Annotated in this window: 13 protein-coding genes; 5 read left to right on the top strand and 8 right to left on the bottom strand. The window is 51.7% G+C overall.

All coding sequences use genetic code 11. From position 1 onward, the window contains the following. Window positions 1-6: 6 nt before the first annotated feature. The gene (locus ABD949_RS13290) at window positions 7-903 is read right to left on the bottom strand and encodes a sugar phosphate isomerase/epimerase family protein (RefSeq protein WP_345244194.1); all 897 of its coding nucleotides are present in this window, start codon (window positions 901-903) and stop codon (window positions 7-9) included. Between the two features lie 134 nt (window positions 904-1,037). Here ABD949_RS13290 and ABD949_RS13295 point away from each other — a divergent pair, with 134 nt between their 5' ends. The 4 genes from ABD949_RS13295 to ABD949_RS13310 all read left to right on the top strand — a co-directional run bounded on the left by ABD949_RS13295 (window position 1,038) and on the right by ABD949_RS13310 (window position 5,991). Then, window positions 1,038-1,784, top strand: coding sequence for an NUDIX hydrolase (locus ABD949_RS13295; protein WP_345244196.1), 747 nt, complete (start codon window positions 1,038-1,040; stop codon window positions 1,782-1,784). Between the two features lie 112 nt (window positions 1,785-1,896). Next, the gene (locus tag ABD949_RS13300; protein ID WP_345244198.1) at window positions 1,897-2,736 is read left to right on the top strand and encodes a class I SAM-dependent methyltransferase; all 840 of its coding nucleotides are present in this window, start codon (window positions 1,897-1,899) and stop codon (window positions 2,734-2,736) included. 252 nt (window positions 2,737-2,988) lie between these two features. Then, a complete protein-coding gene (locus ABD949_RS13305; protein ID WP_345244199.1) occupies window positions 2,989-4,500 on the top strand; it encodes a catalase in 1,512 nt (503 codons plus the stop codon). 96 nt (window positions 4,501-4,596) lie between these two features. Continuing rightward, window positions 4,597-5,991 (top strand): pyridoxal phosphate-dependent decarboxylase family protein, encoded by a 1,395-nt coding sequence (locus tag ABD949_RS13310; RefSeq protein WP_345244200.1) that lies wholly within the window; start codon window positions 4,597-4,599, stop codon window positions 5,989-5,991. A gap of 186 nt (window positions 5,992-6,177) precedes the next feature. Here ABD949_RS13310 and ABD949_RS13315 read toward each other — a convergent pair whose 3' ends face one another. From ABD949_RS13315 to ABD949_RS13330, 4 genes are all read right to left on the bottom strand, one after another. Beyond that, window positions 6,178-7,038, bottom strand: a complete 861-nt coding sequence (locus ABD949_RS13315; RefSeq protein ID WP_345244202.1) for a universal stress protein — start codon at window positions 7,036-7,038, stop codon at window positions 6,178-6,180. 103 nt (window positions 7,039-7,141) lie between these two features. Further along, window positions 7,142-10,159, bottom strand: a complete 3,018-nt coding sequence (polA, locus tag ABD949_RS13320; RefSeq protein WP_345244204.1) for a DNA polymerase I — start codon at window positions 10,157-10,159, stop codon at window positions 7,142-7,144. A 7-nt stretch (window positions 10,160-10,166) separates the two neighbouring features. After that, window positions 10,167-11,048 (bottom strand): polysaccharide deacetylase family protein, encoded by an 882-nt coding sequence (locus ABD949_RS13325; protein WP_345244206.1) that lies wholly within the window; start codon window positions 11,046-11,048, stop codon window positions 10,167-10,169. A 4-nt stretch (window positions 11,049-11,052) separates the two neighbouring features. Continuing rightward, entirely contained in the window at window positions 11,053-11,817 is a 765-nt protein-coding gene (locus ABD949_RS13330; RefSeq protein ID WP_345244208.1) for a methionyl-tRNA formyltransferase, read from the bottom strand. Window positions 11,818-12,027: 210 nt separating this feature from the next. On the opposite strand from ABD949_RS13330, the gene ABD949_RS13335 reads away from it, so the two are divergent. Then, a complete protein-coding gene (locus ABD949_RS13335; RefSeq protein WP_345244209.1) occupies window positions 12,028-13,533 on the top strand; it encodes a capsule assembly Wzi family protein in 1,506 nt (501 codons plus the stop codon). Window positions 13,534-13,647: 114 nt separating this feature from the next. On the opposite strand, the gene ABD949_RS13340 is transcribed toward ABD949_RS13335, so the two are convergent. From ABD949_RS13340 to ABD949_RS13350, 3 genes are all read right to left on the bottom strand, one after another. Beyond that, a complete protein-coding gene (locus ABD949_RS13340; RefSeq protein WP_345244210.1) occupies window positions 13,648-14,607 on the bottom strand; it encodes a fasciclin domain-containing protein in 960 nt (319 codons plus the stop codon). Between the two features lie 428 nt (window positions 14,608-15,035). Next, window positions 15,036-15,896, bottom strand: a complete 861-nt coding sequence (locus ABD949_RS13345; protein ID WP_345244211.1) for a sterol desaturase family protein — start codon at window positions 15,894-15,896, stop codon at window positions 15,036-15,038. 451 nt (window positions 15,897-16,347) lie between these two features. Next, on the bottom strand, window positions 16,348-17,457 hold the full coding sequence (locus ABD949_RS13350; RefSeq protein ID WP_345244212.1) for a glycoside hydrolase 5 family protein: 1,110 nt from the start codon (window positions 17,455-17,457) through the stop codon (window positions 16,348-16,350). Window positions 17,458-17,495: the final 38 nt, after the last annotated feature.

Below are 17,495 nucleotides of genomic sequence, written 5' to 3' on the forward strand. Positions count from 1 at the left end.
TCCGTCTTAGACGCTCAGCTTCATTACGTTCTGGTAGCTGGTGGCAATAGCTTCCAGAGGTGTACCCTGCGTTACGGCATCCTGCTCGACAAAGAAATGCTGAATACCGGCAATCTTTTTGGCATCCATGATACGCTGGAAATTAATCGAGCCTGTTCCCACTTCGGCAAACTCACGTTTCTCGGTTTTGGCCATATCTTTCAGGTGAACCAGCGGAAAACGTCCGGGATTCTGTTTGAAAAGCTCAACAGGATCTTTACCGGCAAAAGCTACCCAGTACAAATCCAGTTCCATCTTTACCAGGTTCGGATCAGTATTCTTCAGCAGAATATCGTACGGCACCTGCCCGTCGAGGGGCTGGAATTCAAAGTCATGGTTGTGGTAGCCGAACTGAATACCGGCTTTCCGGGTAGCTTCGCCGGCCTGGTTAAACAACTGGGCGTAGTTCTTATAATCATCCAGCGTCTTACGCTCATTGGGAAACAGGTAGGCACAGTTCATGTACTTCAGGCCCATCACGGCGGCATCGGCCACGGCCTGCTCCCAGCCGTTTTTCAGCGTACCTTTCATCTGAGGCATGGCTACGCCCGCCATATAATGCCCGCTGACGGCAGCTAGCCCCAGGTTGTCTAACAGTGCTTTAAACTCCTTTGGCGTTTTACCGAAAATCTTACCGTCGTTGTAGCCAAACAATTCAACTTCTTTGTAGCCGATTTCAGCCACCTTCTTCAATGTACCTTCCAGATCTTTACCAAGCTCATTGCGGAGCGTATACAGTTGAAGGCCCACTTTCTGCGGAGCTTTGGCAAACGCATCCAGTTTAGGCAGCATTGGAACGGCCACCGCTAAGGTAACAGCCTGACGCAGAAAGTTCTGCCGGGATATTTTGGGGGAAACAGACATATAAATCAGAATAAGAGTTAAACAATAGGCTGGAAAATACAGGACAACTATTGTATCATAATGATACAATATTCAACATTTTAGCGGATTCCTCCAAATCCTTCTTTATTTTTAGCAATATTTTAATCCATGGTATGAAACCCAGCAACCAATTGACGGCCTTTTTAAAAAGCGAGAACGAATGGCTGCCCAGCCTTTCCATCGACTGCGTGATATTCGGTTTTCACAACGGTGAATTGAAGGTGCTGCTGTTAAAGTATCACAACGTTGATGCCCTGGCGCTGCCGGGTGGGTTTGTCCGTCAGGAGGAAAGCATCGATGAGGCAGCCGGCCGGATTTTGCTGGAACGGACAGGGATGGCGGATATCTACCTGGAGCAATTTCACATATTTGGCCAGAAAGACCGGCAGAATCACCTGTTTAACAAGACAATTATTGAAGCCCAGGGTATTCTGTTACCCGCCGGTCACTGGTTTATCCGCCGGTACGTGTCGGTAGGTTATTACGCACTGGTAGAATTCTCGAAGGTAGTGCCTGCTCCTGATTACCTGTCTGACTCCATCGACTGGTACGATGTACAGGCCTTGCCTCCCCTCCTCCTCGACCACCGCCAGATCATACAAAAAGCGCTGGATACCCTTCGTACCCTGCTGGCGCATAACCCAGCCGGATTTAGCCGACGGGCCGCTCCTCTCCTACCCGAAACCTTTACTATGGCCGATCTACAGCAGTTATACGAAACAATTCTTGGTCAAAAGCTTCTGCGTACTAACTTTCAGCGTAAGATGCTGAGCCTGGAAGTGCTGGAGCGAGTGGATAAAAAATGGACCGGCGGAGCACATAAAGCGCCTTATCTGTATCGATTTACCCCGCACCCATAATAGCGCAGACTCAACGCTGATGAAACTTATTAATTTAGTAAGCGGACAGATGAAGCATTTATAACATAAAATCTTACATTAGGGCTTTCTGTCTCATATAGTCAGTACCGTTATGAGTATTATCCAGGTTGTCAGGCCATTTGTGCCGGCGAGTTTGCGCAGAATAGTGAAAAATCTGTACATATCTCTGGAAGATCAAACAGAGTTATGGCTGGGTAAACGCGATGCGTTAACCCCCCCACGATCCAAAATTTTTATTGGAGGGGGCGATTTTAAAGCAATCGGCCAGGAGTTTAAGCGGCTTTTTATCGAATATGGCGAACTCAAACCTCACCACAACGTATTAGACATTGGCTGTGGCATCGGCCGGATGGCGGTCCCTTTAACCAATTACCTCAATGAGTCCGGCTCCTACGAAGGTATCGATATTGTAAAAATGGGCATTGATTGGTGCAGGAAACATATTACGCCCCGGTTTCCTAATTTTCGTTTCCAGCAAGCCGACGTTTATAACAGTCATTATAACCCGACAGGCAGATACCAGGCCTACGAATATCAACTGCCTTATCCTGATAACCAGTTTGATTTTATCTTCCTTACTTCTGTGTTTACCCACATGCCTCCTCGTGAGATAGATCAGTATTTAGCGGAGATCAATCGGGTTATGAAAAGCGGAGGCCGGTGTTTTGCTACATTCTTTATCCTGAACGACGAGTCACGCAGGCTGATGACAAGCCCTGAGAGCGTCTATAATTTCAAACATGCAGTAGACGGACGCTACGTTCATTCGACAGACGATCCGGATATTTGTTCCGCAGTGGATGAGACCGTGCTAAGAGCTATGTTGAGTAGCAATAACTTAACTAGTTTGGACCCAATTTTATATGGAACCTGGTGCAGCCGGAAAGATGGGATTTCATTCCAGGACATTGTGTTGATTGAGAAACTATAAGTTCATTTCCTTAGAGGCTATTAATTGGAAGCCTGCGACGAACGTTGCAGGTTTTTTTAATCCCATACGCCCAATACCCCTGATAGAAAGGGCACTGCATCTGTATTAATAGAAAATATTTATAAGAAAATAAAAATAATCGATTTGATTTATTCCTCTTATGTTAATAGTCTTGCACTGTCGGCGCAGTGAGTTGCTCTTACTGATAGCCCATCATTCACTTCACGTTAGTTCCAATATTACCTCAAAACCATGGAAGAGAATAAAAAGAAACTCACGACGGCATCGGGAAGCCCGTACTTTGAGAACGAAGATAGTATGTCGGTAGGGCCTCGTGGTCCGCTGTTGCTGCAGGACTATATCCTGCACGAAAAAATGGCGCACTTCAACCGCGAGCGCATTCCGGAGCGGGTAGTACACGCCAAAGGTTCTGGCGCTTACGGTACCTTCACGGTTACCAACGACATTACGGCCTATAGCCGCGCCCGGGTTTTCAGCCAGATTGGCAAGCAGACTAAAGTATTCCTGCGTTTCTCAACCGTTGGTGGGGAAAAAGGCTCTGCCGATACCGAGCGTGACCCCCGTGGTTTTGCCGTGAAATTCTATACCGAAGATGGTAACTGGGATCTGGTAGGTAATAACACACCGGTTTTCTTTATTAAAGATCCCAAGAAGTTTGGCGACTTTATTCATACGCAGAAGCGGGACCCGAAGACCAACTGCAAGAGCGCAACCATGATGTGGGATTACTGGTCGTTGAACCCCGAAAGCCTGCACCAGGTGCTAATTCTGATGTCGGACCGGGGTACGCCCTATAGCTACCGCCATCTGAACGGCTACGGCAGCCACACCTTCTCATTCATAAACGCGCAGAACGAGCGGTTCTGGGTGAAGTTTCACTTCAAAACGCTGCAGGGCATCAAAAACTTCACGGATGCCGAAGCGGTAGAAATGAAAGGAAAAGACCCGGACCACGCACAGCGCGATCTGGTCGAGTCGATTGAGCGCGGTGACTTCCCCCGCTGGGCCGTTAAGGTGCAGATCATGCCGGAAGCTGAAGCCAAAACGTACCGCTGGAACCCGTTCGACCTGACAAAGGTATGGCCGCACGCCGACTACCCGCTGGTAGACGTTGGTATTCTGGAGCTGAATCAGGTACCGAACAACTACTTTGCGGAAGTCGAACAATCGGCTTTTGCGCCGGCACACATCGTTGATGGTATCGGCTACTCGCCCGATAAAATGCTGCAGGGCCGTCTGCTCTCCTACCCCGATGCACACCGGTATCGCCTGGGAGCCAACTATGAGCAGATCCCGGTGAACCGCTGCCCGTACGCGGTAAATAACTACCAGCGCGACGGACAAATGCGAGTCGATGGCAACGGCGGGGATTTACCGAACTACTTCCCCAACAGCTTCGACAACATTGTGGCCGACGAAAGTTACAAACAACCGTCCTGGGATCTGGGCACCTCGGTTGCCGACTGGTACGACCGGAACGGGGCTAATGAAAACGACCACTACACGCAGCCGGGTAATCTGTACCGCCTGCTGACGGAAGAGCAGAAACGCAACACGATCAGCAACATTGTGGGTGCGATGAGCGGCATCAGCGGCCCGAAGCGGGATACCATCATTCTGCGTCAGCTCTGCCACTGGTTCCGGGCCGATCTGTCACTGGGTCTGGCCATTGCGCAGGGTCTCCAGGTAGATATGGCGACGATTTCCAGTGCCATGCCCCAGGCCCAGGCGGAGCCTGCCTGATTGTTTTTTTAATGCTTTTACGCAAAAACACCAAGCCGCTATGGCTTGGTGTTTTTATTTGTATAATTTGCCGCGCAGCTAAACCAAGTTTCGCACATGTTTACCCCTTCCACCTCATCGACTACCCTGCTGGACCGGCTGACCGACGAGATTACCTCCTTTTATGAAAACCCGACGGCCGTAGTACCTCAGGTAACCGCCGAACAGATACGGACGCATTTGCAGTCGTTCGACTTCTGTAAGCCAATCGATGCGGAGCGGGTGTTTGAGGAGGTACAGTATATGATGCGTAACTGGAACGTACAGATTACCCACCCCCGCTACTTCGGCCTGTATAATCCCGCGCCCCTGCTCACGGCTGTCATTGCCGAGGCCCTGGCAGCCGTTTATAATCCGCAGATGGCAGCGTGGTCACACGCGCCGGCCGCCAATGAAATAGAGCGCCATACTCTACGGCATATTGCCCAAAAGATTGGTCTGCCGCTTGAAGCCCTGGCCTGCAACTTTACCGCCGGCGGCTCCGAAGCCAACCACTCAGCCGTGCTGGTGGCACTGGCTCATAATTTTCCTCAAACACTGGAAGACGGCCTCTGGGCACTGCCCCAACGTCCCATCATCTATGCCTCTGAGCTGGCTCATAACTCCTTCGACAAGATCGTCAAGCATACGGGGCTGGGGCTGGATGGCCTGCGGATCGTTCCCGTGAATGACTCGTTACAGATGGACGTAAACGCACTACGTATTTTGATCAAACAGGATCAGAACGCCGGGCGAAAACCATTTATGGTGGTGGGTACGGCCGGCATTACCGCTACCGGAACCATTGACCCGCTGACCGCCATTGCCGACCTGTGCCGCCAGTACGACCTCTGGTTTCACGTGGATGCTGCCTGGGCCGGAGCAGCTGTTTTCTCCGACACCATTCGGCCTGCACTAGCCGGTATTGAACTCGCCGACTCTGTGACGGTCGACGCCCACAAGTGGTTTAACCTGACCATGGGAGCCGGTATGTTTTTCACCCGCCATGCCGGCAGCAACGCCCGCGCTTTTACCGTCCGCGCCGATTATATGCCGCCCAGCGAAGAAGCGGTATCAGTACCCTACCTGACCACCATGCAGTGGTCCCGGCGCTTTATTGGCCTTAAATTATTTATGGCTTTGGCGGAACTGGGCGAAGATCAGCTCGCCCGGATGATTGAGTACCAGGCTGGTTTAGGAGCGTATTTCCGTGAGCAGCTGAAACAGGAAGGCTGGATCGTCGTTAATGAAACGCCCCTGCCGGTTGTCAATTTCACCCACCCCCGTATCCGAATGAGTGCCGTCTCCGTCGATGGCGTCCTGACGAAACTCTACGCTGAAGGCGATGCCTGGATCTCGTCGGTTACGCTGCGGGGCGAAAAAGTATTCCGCATGTGCATCACCAACTTCAAAACCACCCGCGCGGATGTTGATAGTCTGATGGATCAGCTCAACCGGTTGGTTAGCGAGTAGCACCAGGCTGCTCGTCCGCGTTTATAAACGCGAGACGGGCGAGAAGTGCGTTACAAACGCACGACTTCACTGCCAGATCGGTGAGCGTCACAGACGCTCACCGATCTGGCAGTGAACAGTCAGCAAGCCTTATAAACAAAAAAGCCCGCCCGATAACGATGGGCGGGAAGCAGGTCTGGCTTTCGATTAATAACCGTCTTTGGCGTGAAAGACCAGCAGCGGGATCGGTGAGCGCAACACCATACGCTCGGTCAGGCTGGGATTCAGCAGGCCGTCCAGAAAACCACGCTGACGGGTGGTCATGATGAGCAGATCGGTATCGTGTTTCTCCAGATACTCCAGTAAGCCGCCCGAAACCGTCCTTGACTCAACTTTATCAACGTGAATGTTCTCATAGCCGAACTCCCGGCGTATGTCGCGCAGAATCTGATCGTCGGCATTGACATTTGGCTGGTTGCTGGCATCCACTTTCATTAGTTTCAGGGATGCATTGAATGTCTGAGCCAGTGCTGATGCCTGCCGCAGGATGTGGTTTTCGTCAAACTCGAGTTGGGTGGTGTAGACGATGGAGCGAATCTGGGTTGGGCGGGTGGCTCCTACTCCGTCGTGGGGAATCGGGATGACCAGTACCGGACAGGGTGCATCAATCGCCACATCGGCCGCGGCACTGCCGGCCAGCCGGTCAAAGATGGTAGAAATGTCGCTACGCCCCGTAATAATCAGGTCGACCTGGTATTCGCGGGCGGCTCCGAGGATTTCGTCTTCTACCGCTCCGGTGCGCCACTCCGACTGGCAGTTGATCCCCTCGGCCGACAGGCGGGTAACCATCTCGGTCAGGTTTTGCCGGCTGATTTCTTCAATATCGTGCGAGGCCGCCACTCCGGCACCCATATCACCCATCACCGGCAGTGTCGTATCCGGGATCATAGGCTGAAATACGTGGAGGACGGTGACAATGGAGCCATACTGTCTGGCAAAGAGCTTTACCCAGTCCAGCGCCGGGGTAGTGCTGTTTGTAAAATCAGTCGCAAAGAGAATGTTCTTCATAGATAAGAGTGATGAATGATGAGTTATGAATTAAGACGGGGCCACCCGGCGGTTAAGAATTGTCGGTGAGTGATAATCTTTAACTCTTAACTCTTAATTATTGTTAGTGCGCTTCCAGCCAGTTCTTACCAATCCCAATTCCGGTTTCCATTCTTACCGCTAGTGGTATGGCCGTCTGCATGATTTGGTTTACGTTCTCCCGGAGCTTATCGAGTTCGTCGCGGTGCGCGTCAAAAACGACTTCGTCATGCACGGTCAGAATCATGCGCGACTTCAGGCGGTTCTCCCGGATGTAGTCATGGATGCGGTTCATGGCAATCTTGAGCATATCGGCCGCACTCCCCTGGATCGGTGCGTTGATGGCGTTACGCTCGGCAAACATCCGGTCGGTCATGTTCCGCGAGTTGATATCGCGCAGGTACCGCCGGCGACCCAGAATGGTTTCGGCGTAGCCGCAGGTCTTCGCCTGCTCAATGCTTTTGTCCATGTAGGCCTTCACCGCCGGGAATTCCACAAAATAATCGTCAATGATCTGCGAAGCTTCCTTACGGGGTATCTTCAGCCGTTGCGACAGCCCAAACGCCGAAATACCATAAATGATACCGAAATTGATGGTCTTGGCTTTCCGGCGCATATCCGGCGTTACCTCTGTCAGCGGCACACGGAATACCTTACTAGCCGTGGAGGTATGAATATCGATTCCCTGGTTAAAGGCCTCCAGCATGGTCTGGTCCCCACTAAAAGACGCCATAATGCGGAGTTCAATCTGCGAGTAATCCGCCGACATAATCAGGTACTCGTCGCCACGCGGTACAAAGGCCTTCCGGATTTCCTGGCCTCTTGGCGTCCGAATCGGGATGTTCTGAAGGTTCGGGTTGGTGGAACTGAGCCGGCCGGTAGCCGCTACGGCCTGGTTAAACGAGGTATGGATACGCCCATCCCGTTTGCTAATCAGCAGCGGCAGGGCATCCACATAGGTGTTCTTCAGCTTGATCAACTCCCGGAAATCGAGGATCTTCCGGGCTATTTCGTGCTCCTCCTCCAGTTTAGAAAGAATCTCTTCACCCGTTGCATACTGGCCGGTCTTGGTCTTCTTGGCGTTCTTATCGAGTTTCAGCCGTTCGAACAGAATTTCTCCCAACTGCTTTGGCGAACCAATGTTAAACTCACCACCGGCCAATTGAAAGATCTGCTGCTGCACCTGTCGCATATCGGTCTCCAAGGTGGCCGACAGGTCCGCCAGGGCCTGGGTATCAACCGTAATGCCTTCCAGTTCCATATCGGCCAGCACCTGCACCAGCGGCATCTCCACCTGCTCAAACAGCTTCGTCAGCTTATTTTCCTCAAGTTGGGGCAGGAACGTATCGCGCAGTTGCAGGGTAATATCGGCATCTTCGCCGGCATACTCGACCACCTTCTGAACATCCACTTCCCGCATGGTAGCCTGCTTAGGCCCTTTGCGGCCAATGAGCGTTTCAATGGACACCGGCTCGTAGTTGAGGTATTTACGGGCCATGTCGTCCATATTGTGCCGCATCTCGGGCTCAATCAGGTAATGCGCAACCATGGTATCGAAGATCTTCCCCTGCACTTCAATGCCGTACTTTTTGAGCATTAGGAGATCATACTTCAAATTCTGACCGATCTTGGTAATGCCCGGGTTCTCAAGCACCGGCTTAAACACGTCCACGATTGCCTGAGCCTCCTGCCGGTCGGCGGGTACGGGTACATAAAAGGCTTCCCCTTTTCGGTAAGCAAACGCCAATCCTACCAGGTCAGCCTCTACCGGATCAATGGCTGTGGTTTCGGAATCGAAGCAGATGGCCTCCTGCAAACTGAGGTAATGGGCCAGGCTGGCCCGCAGTTCGGGGGTATCGACCAGCCGGTAGTCGTGAACGACTGAATAAATCGTTTTGCGCGGTTCGGTGGGTTTGTTCTCCCACTCTACCTCTTCCATCTCAAAGTTGAGAAACGCCGGGCTATCGGGAACCGGTGTCGCTGATGCACCCGAAGCTTCCGGTATGGTTACCGCCACATCGGCTTTAGACCGACGGGATTTAGGTTTTGTCAGCTCAGGGGGGGAAGCGGTACCGGCTGGTTTGTCGTCAAAAACAAAGGGCAGATCATCGGCACCAGATGGTTGTTTGGCCGGAGCAGCGGCTGCCGGCGCACTAAACAAATCCATCTGGCCGGCGGCTGACTTCTGCACCGGGGCAGTCTGCGGAGCCGGGCCGTCGTAATCCTCACCCAGCAGTCGACGGCGCATCTGCCGGAATTCCAGTTCATCGAGCAGCGCCGACAAGCGGGGTTTATCAGGTTCCGACAGGATCAGGGCCTCTTCCTCGAAGGGTACCGGCACATCAATGTGAATAGTGGCCAGTTGTTTGGATAGCAGGCCCTGCTGACCAAACTGCACCACGTTTTCTTTGAGCTTGCCTTTTAACTGGTCGGCATTGGCAAGCAGATTCTCCACGCTGCCGAAATCGGCGATGAGCTTCTGGGCGGTCTTCTCGCCAACCCCCGGAATACCGGGAATATTATCGACCGAGTCACCCATCAACCCCAGCATATCCGTTACCTGGCTGATGTCCTGAATCTGCCAGCGTTCCAGAATCTCGCTGACGCCCAGTTTCTCGGCCGACTTGCCCATAAAGGCCGGTTTGTAAATGTAGATATGGTCTTCGACCAACTGACCATAATCCTTATCGGGTGTCATCATAAACACCTCAAAGCCAGCCATTGATGCCTTCTTGGCCAGCGTCCCGATGATGTCATCGGCCTCGTAGCCGTCCATGATCAGCATCGGGATATTCATGGCCTCAATGACTTTCTTAACGTATGGAATAGCCACGCTGATGTCTTCGGGCTGCGACTGCCGGGTCGCTTTATACATCGGGAACTGTTCGTGCCGGAAGGTCTTTTTAGACGAGTCAAAGGCCACCCCAATGTGGGTCGGTTTTTCTTTGTTGAGGACTTCCAGCAAAGCGTTCATAAAGCCAAAAACGGCGCTGGTGTTTAATCCTCGGGTGGTAATGCGGGGAGCCTTGCTGAACGCAAAATGGGCGCGGTAGATCAGCGCCATTGCGTCGAGCAGGAAGAGTTTTTTCTCTGGTTTAGCCATCTATTTATTAACGAATTATGCTGCCGTAAGATTCAGAAATTTCGAGTTTTTGAACCTTACGTGTCGACCAGTCAATGCTTTTATCGGCTTGGTCCAGATCCACAAACGGATAGGTTTCCAGCAACCACTTCAACTTACTCCAGCAGCCTTTCAGCCCATAGTATGACTTAAACCGGCGGGCCGCACTCAGGTTCGGAATCAAGGGCTGTCCGGCATCGAAGTCGCGGGGGTGGAAATACGTCATCACGTAACCCGACTGCCGCATAAACCGACTGAGCAGCTTTGGCGGAAACAGCCGGAAATACCCGCCCCCGGAAAAGATCATATCTTTACCCAAGACCGGCACCGTATTGATGGGAAACTCCTTCAGCAACTGCCCGTTGATGTCGATGTAACACGGCTCGGCACTGCCAAAGGTAGCATCCCCACCATGCGCCCGCCGGGCCGGAAATACCGAGCAATCGATTTCAATGCCCTGCTCCACCAGAATCGGGAACACCCAGCGGTTCTCCGCTTTTACCGAGAAACCCGGTGCCCGGTACGCCCTGATCTTCTTGCCGGTAATATCGGCCAGCACGGCTATGGAACGAGCCAGGTCTTCGCGAAAGGCTTCCGGTGTCTGCTCATACGCCAGTTGGTGCATGTCTGAGTGGGTAGCTACCTCATAACCGGCGGCATCAATGCGTTTGATTACCTCCGGGTATTTGCGGGCAACCCACCCCAGGCAGAAAAAAGTAGCGCTGTTGCCCGTATCATCCAGCAACTGAAAGATCCGGTCCATGTTGGCGTGGATACGGCTTTCGTACTGGCTCCACTCCTTCTCGGTCTTGGTAGACTGGTGATCCAGAATGTGAAACCACTCTTCTATATCAAACGTGAGTATATTCATAGTATTAATAAAACCGCTTGCCAGCGGCCAGGAACGCCTGCACATCCTCGCGGGTAGGAAACGAGAAATACGTCATCTGGCTTTCGTCGTTCTCGATCAGGGTGTAGTTGCCGGATTCGATTTTCTCCACACATTCAATAATAGCATCCATGCCCAGTTGCTTGGTGTACTTAATCAATTCCTCCTGCGAACGGTTGCCAATCTCCACTTTCCTCTGCACCAGAATCGGCCCGCTGTCGATGCCCTCATCCACAAAAAACACCGACACGCCGGTATACTTTTCGTTGTTCTTCAAGACCCAAAAGGAGGGCATTAGCCCCCGGTACTTGGGCAGCAGCGCCGTGTGCAGGTTCAGACAGCCTTTGGGGGCCAGGTCCAGCAGCGGGCGCTTGAAAATCTGATTACCCGCGATTGAAACGAGCAAATCCGGCTGGTAGGCGGAAATCTTTTCCCGGTTCTCGGCTTTGTTGATGTTGCCCTCAATCTCGATCAACGGCACCCCGTGCGTTTCCAGGACATGCTTTACGTTTTTGTTCTTATTAAGCTTCGACATCACAAACTTGGTTCCGTAGCGTACAAAAAAGCCGGGTCCAAAGATCTGATACGTCTTTTTCAGTTTATCGGTAAAACTCTCCCGCTTGCCAAACGGCGACACATCAAATACCACCGTTGCCACCACTTTGGCGTATGGCGGCAGCTTTTTAATCAGGTAATCTATATTTTCGGCCAGGTAGAACGGATCATCCTGGGTCAGTAATACTATTCTCATATACGGGTTGCTGTACAGTTAAACCTGGATACCCCTGAAACGGCGACGTCTATGGGGAAGCCTGAACCGGCGACCTCTGGCCACCGGCAGGCAAATTAATATGAAAAAACAGAAGAGAACCGAAAATTTATTAAATCGGTAATCTGATTGAAAGGCTGTTCCGGACCTGGCAACTCTGATATATTTGCCGTTTCTGACTTCATACATGGTATGGCCATTCTGGCACGACGCTTAACAAGAGTACTGCATCTGGCGCTATGGCCGGCGCTAGCCAGCGTTGGTACCCAGGCCCAATCGCCGGATACGAGTAAGGTAAACATGTATCTGGAGGCTGGAGGGTACGTTTCAACCTCCCGGTGGACGCCTTTTTGGTTACGGGCCAACCAATACGGTATTAGTCCGCTTTCGGCTCCGGTAGCTACCCTGCGGTTCGGTATACGTAAGGACTATGCGGCAGATGATACGACAACCAACCGCCGGCACCGGTTTGGCTGGGGTTTTGGTGTGAATCCGGTTGTCAATGCCGGGGCCGTTAATCAGGTTCACCTGCCGGAAGCCTATGTTAAGGTAAAATACGGAATAGTTGAGTTTTATGCCGGTCGCCGGCGGGAGGTAATCGGACTGGGCGACTCCACCCTGTCTTCCGGTTTTATCATCGGCTCGGGCAATGCCCTGCCCGTTCCTAAAGTGCAACTGGCCACGCGGGGCTATGTGCCCCTGAAATTTCTGAAGAATTTTGTGGCGGTGAATGCGGGTTTTGCGCACGGTTGGTTCAATGTGCCTTATATTCGGGGGGCTTACCTCCATCAGAAATACCTCTACACCCGGTTTGGCAAACCCAGTTCATCGGTAAAGTTTCATATGGGCCTGAATCACCAGGTGCTTTGGGGAGGGGAGGCCGAGTATCTGAAACAATTGCCGTTTCTGGCCAAAAATGGCAAGCTGATTTCGTCCTTTAAATACTACGGTAACGTGATCACCGGCACCGTTCCCTCTGGTAATCGGAGCCAGGAAATCAATGAATTTGACAGCTACGCCCTGGGCAACACCGTCGGAAGCATCGACTTGGCGCTGGAAGCCACTACCAGATTTGGTCAGTTTCAGGTGTATCACCAGCATATCTTCGATGATAAATCGGGATTATATTTCCAAAATCTGCCCGACGGACTCACCGGAATTAGCTGGAAACGTCAACCATCAAACGAAACGAATACCGCGCTGCGTATAAACCGGATCGTGGTTGAATTTCTGTCTACCATGGATCAGACAGGCCCTGCCTTCTGGCTCCCCAATTCCGTATTTCAGGGTAATGACAACTACTTCAATCATACCCAGTATATAGAAGGCTGGTCGTATTTTGGAAGAGCCATTGGTACACCGTTTATTGTTCCGTGGAATGAAATGGGACCCGAAGCCTTACGGTCGGGCTGGGGTGGATTTTTTCCCAACAACCTGGTCAACGTCTTTTACCTGGGTGCCGAAGGACTGCTTTTTAACCAGATTAAGCTGACCGGACGCGTGTCGGCAAGCCATAATTTTGGAACCTATCTGGCGCTCTACCCGGCACCGTACCGGCAGGTGTCTACGCTACTGAACGCACAGGTACCCCTGCGCCGGTTTAGCCATACGGTGCTGACAACGAGCCTGGCCCTTGACCTGGTACAGCTATACCCAAGTCTGGCTGGCGCTTTTGTTTCGGTCAGGAAGAGTTGGTAAGTATTAAAAAAGGCTGCCTGGATCACAGGCAGCCTTCCGTTCAGGTTGTAGGTGGTAAACGGCGGTTAATTACCCGACGTATGGTCAATGAAGTGATAGTGCAGTGGATGGCGGTTACGGAGCTGGAACCAACACCCGGTCGATGACGTGTACGACGCCATTCGTTGCCAGCATATTAGCCGCTGTTATGTTGGCGGCCGTATTGTTATTTCCTCTCCCCAATACCGTAACGGTATTGCCGTTTACCGCCGTCCGAATCGTGGTTCCCTGCGCAGTAGTCACATCCATTCCGTTTTGAATATTGGACGAAAACACCCGGCCCGGCACTACGTGATAAGTCAAAATGCTAGCCAAAGTTGCCGGATTGGCAGCGTTTATGGCCGCTTCATTTGCAAAACCGGCCGCCTGAAAAGCAGCATTCGTGGGCGCAAATACCGTTAAGGCCTGCTGACCTGACAGCGCATTGATTACTGGAGTTCCGGCACGCAGCACGGCCGCTACCAGCAGCGAGAAGTTGGGGTTGCCCTGTGCCAGTGCAACCAGATCACCCGTTGGCGGCATCAGAACCCGGTCGATAACGTGAATCACCCCGTTTGAAGCTGCAATATCGGCCTGCGATACCCGTGCCCCGTTAACCGTGACTCCGCTATTGTCTTTTGTAATGTAAAGCGTCCCGTTGGTTGTCAACAGCGATGGCTGAGCCGTGTTGGCCGCCGTAGGAATAGCCGCAGCGTTAACCCGCTGGTTCAGCACGTGGTACTGTAGGACAGACTGTAATGTATTGACCGGCAGAGCATTGATAGCCGCCACATCGTTGTAGCCTGCTGCCCGGAAAGCCGCGTCGGTGGGTGCAAATACAGTCAGGTTCCCCTGCCGCAATGCATCGGCCAGGCCAGCCCGAACGACAGCAGCCTCCAGCAGGGTAAAATTATTATCATTCACCACGATGTCCGTAATAGTCTGGGGCTGTACGGTGTCGTCGTCATCGTCATTATTACAACTTGTTAGTACGGTGACAGTAGCTACCAATAAGGTAAGCAGAGTAGCTTTTACTTTCCAGGTGGAGCGGATCATAGAAAAAACGTTTTAAGTGAAAATGGACGTTATAAACTGATAACTTAAATATGTTACAACACTTAAAACGCAAAGCCTTTTAGTTTGTTTAATATTTTTTAAAAAAAGTTAAACACCATCTTAGGACCTGCCACATGGGTAGATTTTTATTACGGATAAAAATACCGCCTACACACTACTATACAGGTTCTTTACATTCATCGAATGGTTTCTGACATTATCAGTGCGGAATGGAAATCGGAGAAGCTATTGACGCTATTTGGCAAAAAGCATTAACGCCTACGCGGGGCTTAATGGACCTGGAATCCTGAGGGTAGGTAATTTTCTTCACTAATCCGGCTGCCAGCAGAATTGCCTATTCATCGTTTAACGAGAATTCAACAAAAGTATCGGCTGACCGTATAGAGGGCGACTGGTAAGCCCTTTGGTTATGATTCCTTCAGTTCTTCCTGAGGCTGCACCGAGCCGGTGCCCACCGGTGGCCGGTGTTTCTGGAAAGGTATCTTCAGCATGGTGCCGATATGCGAATGTTCCCTGCTGTCGGGATGGGTGTCAAGCCCATATTTCAGGTCTTTTGGAGCCAGTTCCATGTAAGTCCCAAACAACCGGTCCCAAATTGGGAAAATGTTACCGTAGTTGGAGTTGGTATGCGGCAGGACATAATGATGGTGAACATGGTGCATATTGGGCGTGACAATTAGCCAGCCCAGCACCTGGTCGGCCCAGCGCGGCAGGTGAATATTGGCGTGATTAAACTGCGACAGCACCACCGACAGTGACTGGTACAACATAACAATGCCGATAGGTGTGCCGGCGATTAACGCGGCCAGTGACGTGAACATAGCCCGAAAAAGACTTTCACCAGGATGATGCCGGTTGGCCGATGTGGTATCCAGATACGTATCGGAATGGTGAATGATATGAAAGCGCCACATGATTTTTACGTGGTGCTGCAGCCAGTGAATAAAATAGGCACCAACCAGGTCCAGCAGCAGCAGTCCGATGATCACCTCAGCCCAGAAAGGCAGACTAATCCATTGAATAATGCCTATGTGATTAGCCACCACCCAGTCACAGGTCTTTACCAGCAGAACGGCAAACAGAAAATTAACGACAATAGTGGTCAGGGTGAAGAAAAAATTAAGCCCGGCATGGCGTACTTTCCTGTACTCAAACTGAAACAGCGGCAGGGCACTTTCAATAACCCAAAAGAGGGTGATTCCCCCGGCCAGAATCAGGGCACGATGAGCAGAAGGTATCGTTTCAAAGTATTGAATAAGGCGCTCCATACCGAATTAGCCTGCTGATAGTGGAATAAGTTAATCCATACTTTAGTAAGTACAAATATACTGATTTCCATCAAGCAACAGTACGCTAAACTGGCGCGGACGCGCTCCAGGCAGGGCAGAACAGTACGAAGCGGTGGGGCCAATGGCAGCACGATCGGTTTACTAAGTCGTTTATACCATTGGCCTTTACAGTTAGCCCGCGTTCTTCACAGATTAAAGAGAGAGGTTCCGAATCGTTTTTTGTAGGCGAAAGTTCCGCTTTTTGGGGTAAACCGGCTTTCAGTTTCAGGCCAATTTCTGTCAGTTTTGGGCCAATAACCTCCATTTACATAGCTGACCGGACCATTTAGCCCTATATTTCCTAAAAAAAAGATCGGCACCCTGGCTTTCATAAACAAACCGCCCCAGCCCGTAACAGGCTGGGGCGGTTTGTTTATTTTCCTGATCGAAGTTAAGCCACCATTGATTCGTCGGTCTGCTGCGGGGCCTCCATAGCGATAATCAAACACTCTGTGAGTTCCTGAATAATACTCACCTCCCGTGCACAGAACGGCGTACCGTCGGCCCGGAAGATGTCGTGGAACCACACCGCCGGCTCCGGGGTTTTTTCCGGCGATCCCCAGGGATAAATGGTATTGCTCCGGCCACTGACCAGCCCCCAGTTAATGGCGGCAATATTATGCTTCTTCAAAACCGGCATATGCGTTTCGAAGTAGTTTTTATTAGTACGGGCCATATACTCCGTACAGATTACCGGCCGCTTATACCCCTGGCACATCTTGATGATCTTCTCCAGATGCGGGATATCCATGTAGTGGTGGAAGCTCACAATATCAGAGTAAAACATCGACATCGTGTTCAGCAAATCAAATTCCGGGATGAAGTTCCAGATCCCCACCGTCAGCGGCTGCGACGGCCGCACGGACCACGCCCACTCGAACACCTTTGTCAACAGCGGTACCGACTCATTAACGTGGCCGGAGTTACCAGGCTCATTGTACAGGTCCCACATCACCACCCGCTCATCGGCAGCAAACGTGCACATGATATCGGTCAGGTAAGCCTCCAGCACCGGATACAGGGAGGTGTCGGTCACTTCTTTGTGGCCGGGGCACTGTACCCAGCCTGAATTATGGACTCCGGGCACCGGATCTGGCTGGGGGCCAAGTTGCGGTTCTTTATTCCAGCAATCATCAAAGAAGACAAACATGGTGCGGATACCATGACTGGCGGCAATAGTCAGGTATTGATCCATACGCTGCTTGAGCCCGGCCGGGTCCTGCTGCCACACCAGGTAGTGCAGAAAGACCCGCATGGTGTTAAAACCAAGGGATTTGGCCCAGCCCAGCTCCCGGTCAATGGTAACAGGGTCAAAGGTCTCGGCCTGCCACATTTCAATTTGGTTTATAGCGGTGCTGGGGTTAAAATTGCACCCGGTCATCCAGGGTTGCTGGGCGTACCAGAGGTTGGCCTGGTCTTCTGACCACTGGACGTTAGAAGGATTTGACGGACCCAACGGAGGTCGACCCGCGGGGACGGTATGATGTACGTTCAGGTTCATGATTTTAGTTACGGTTACAGTGCCAAATTACACGATTA

Source organism: Nibrella saemangeumensis, assembly GCF_039541915.1.
Classification (GTDB): domain Bacteria; phylum Bacteroidota; class Bacteroidia; order Cytophagales; family Spirosomataceae; genus Nibrella; species Nibrella saemangeumensis.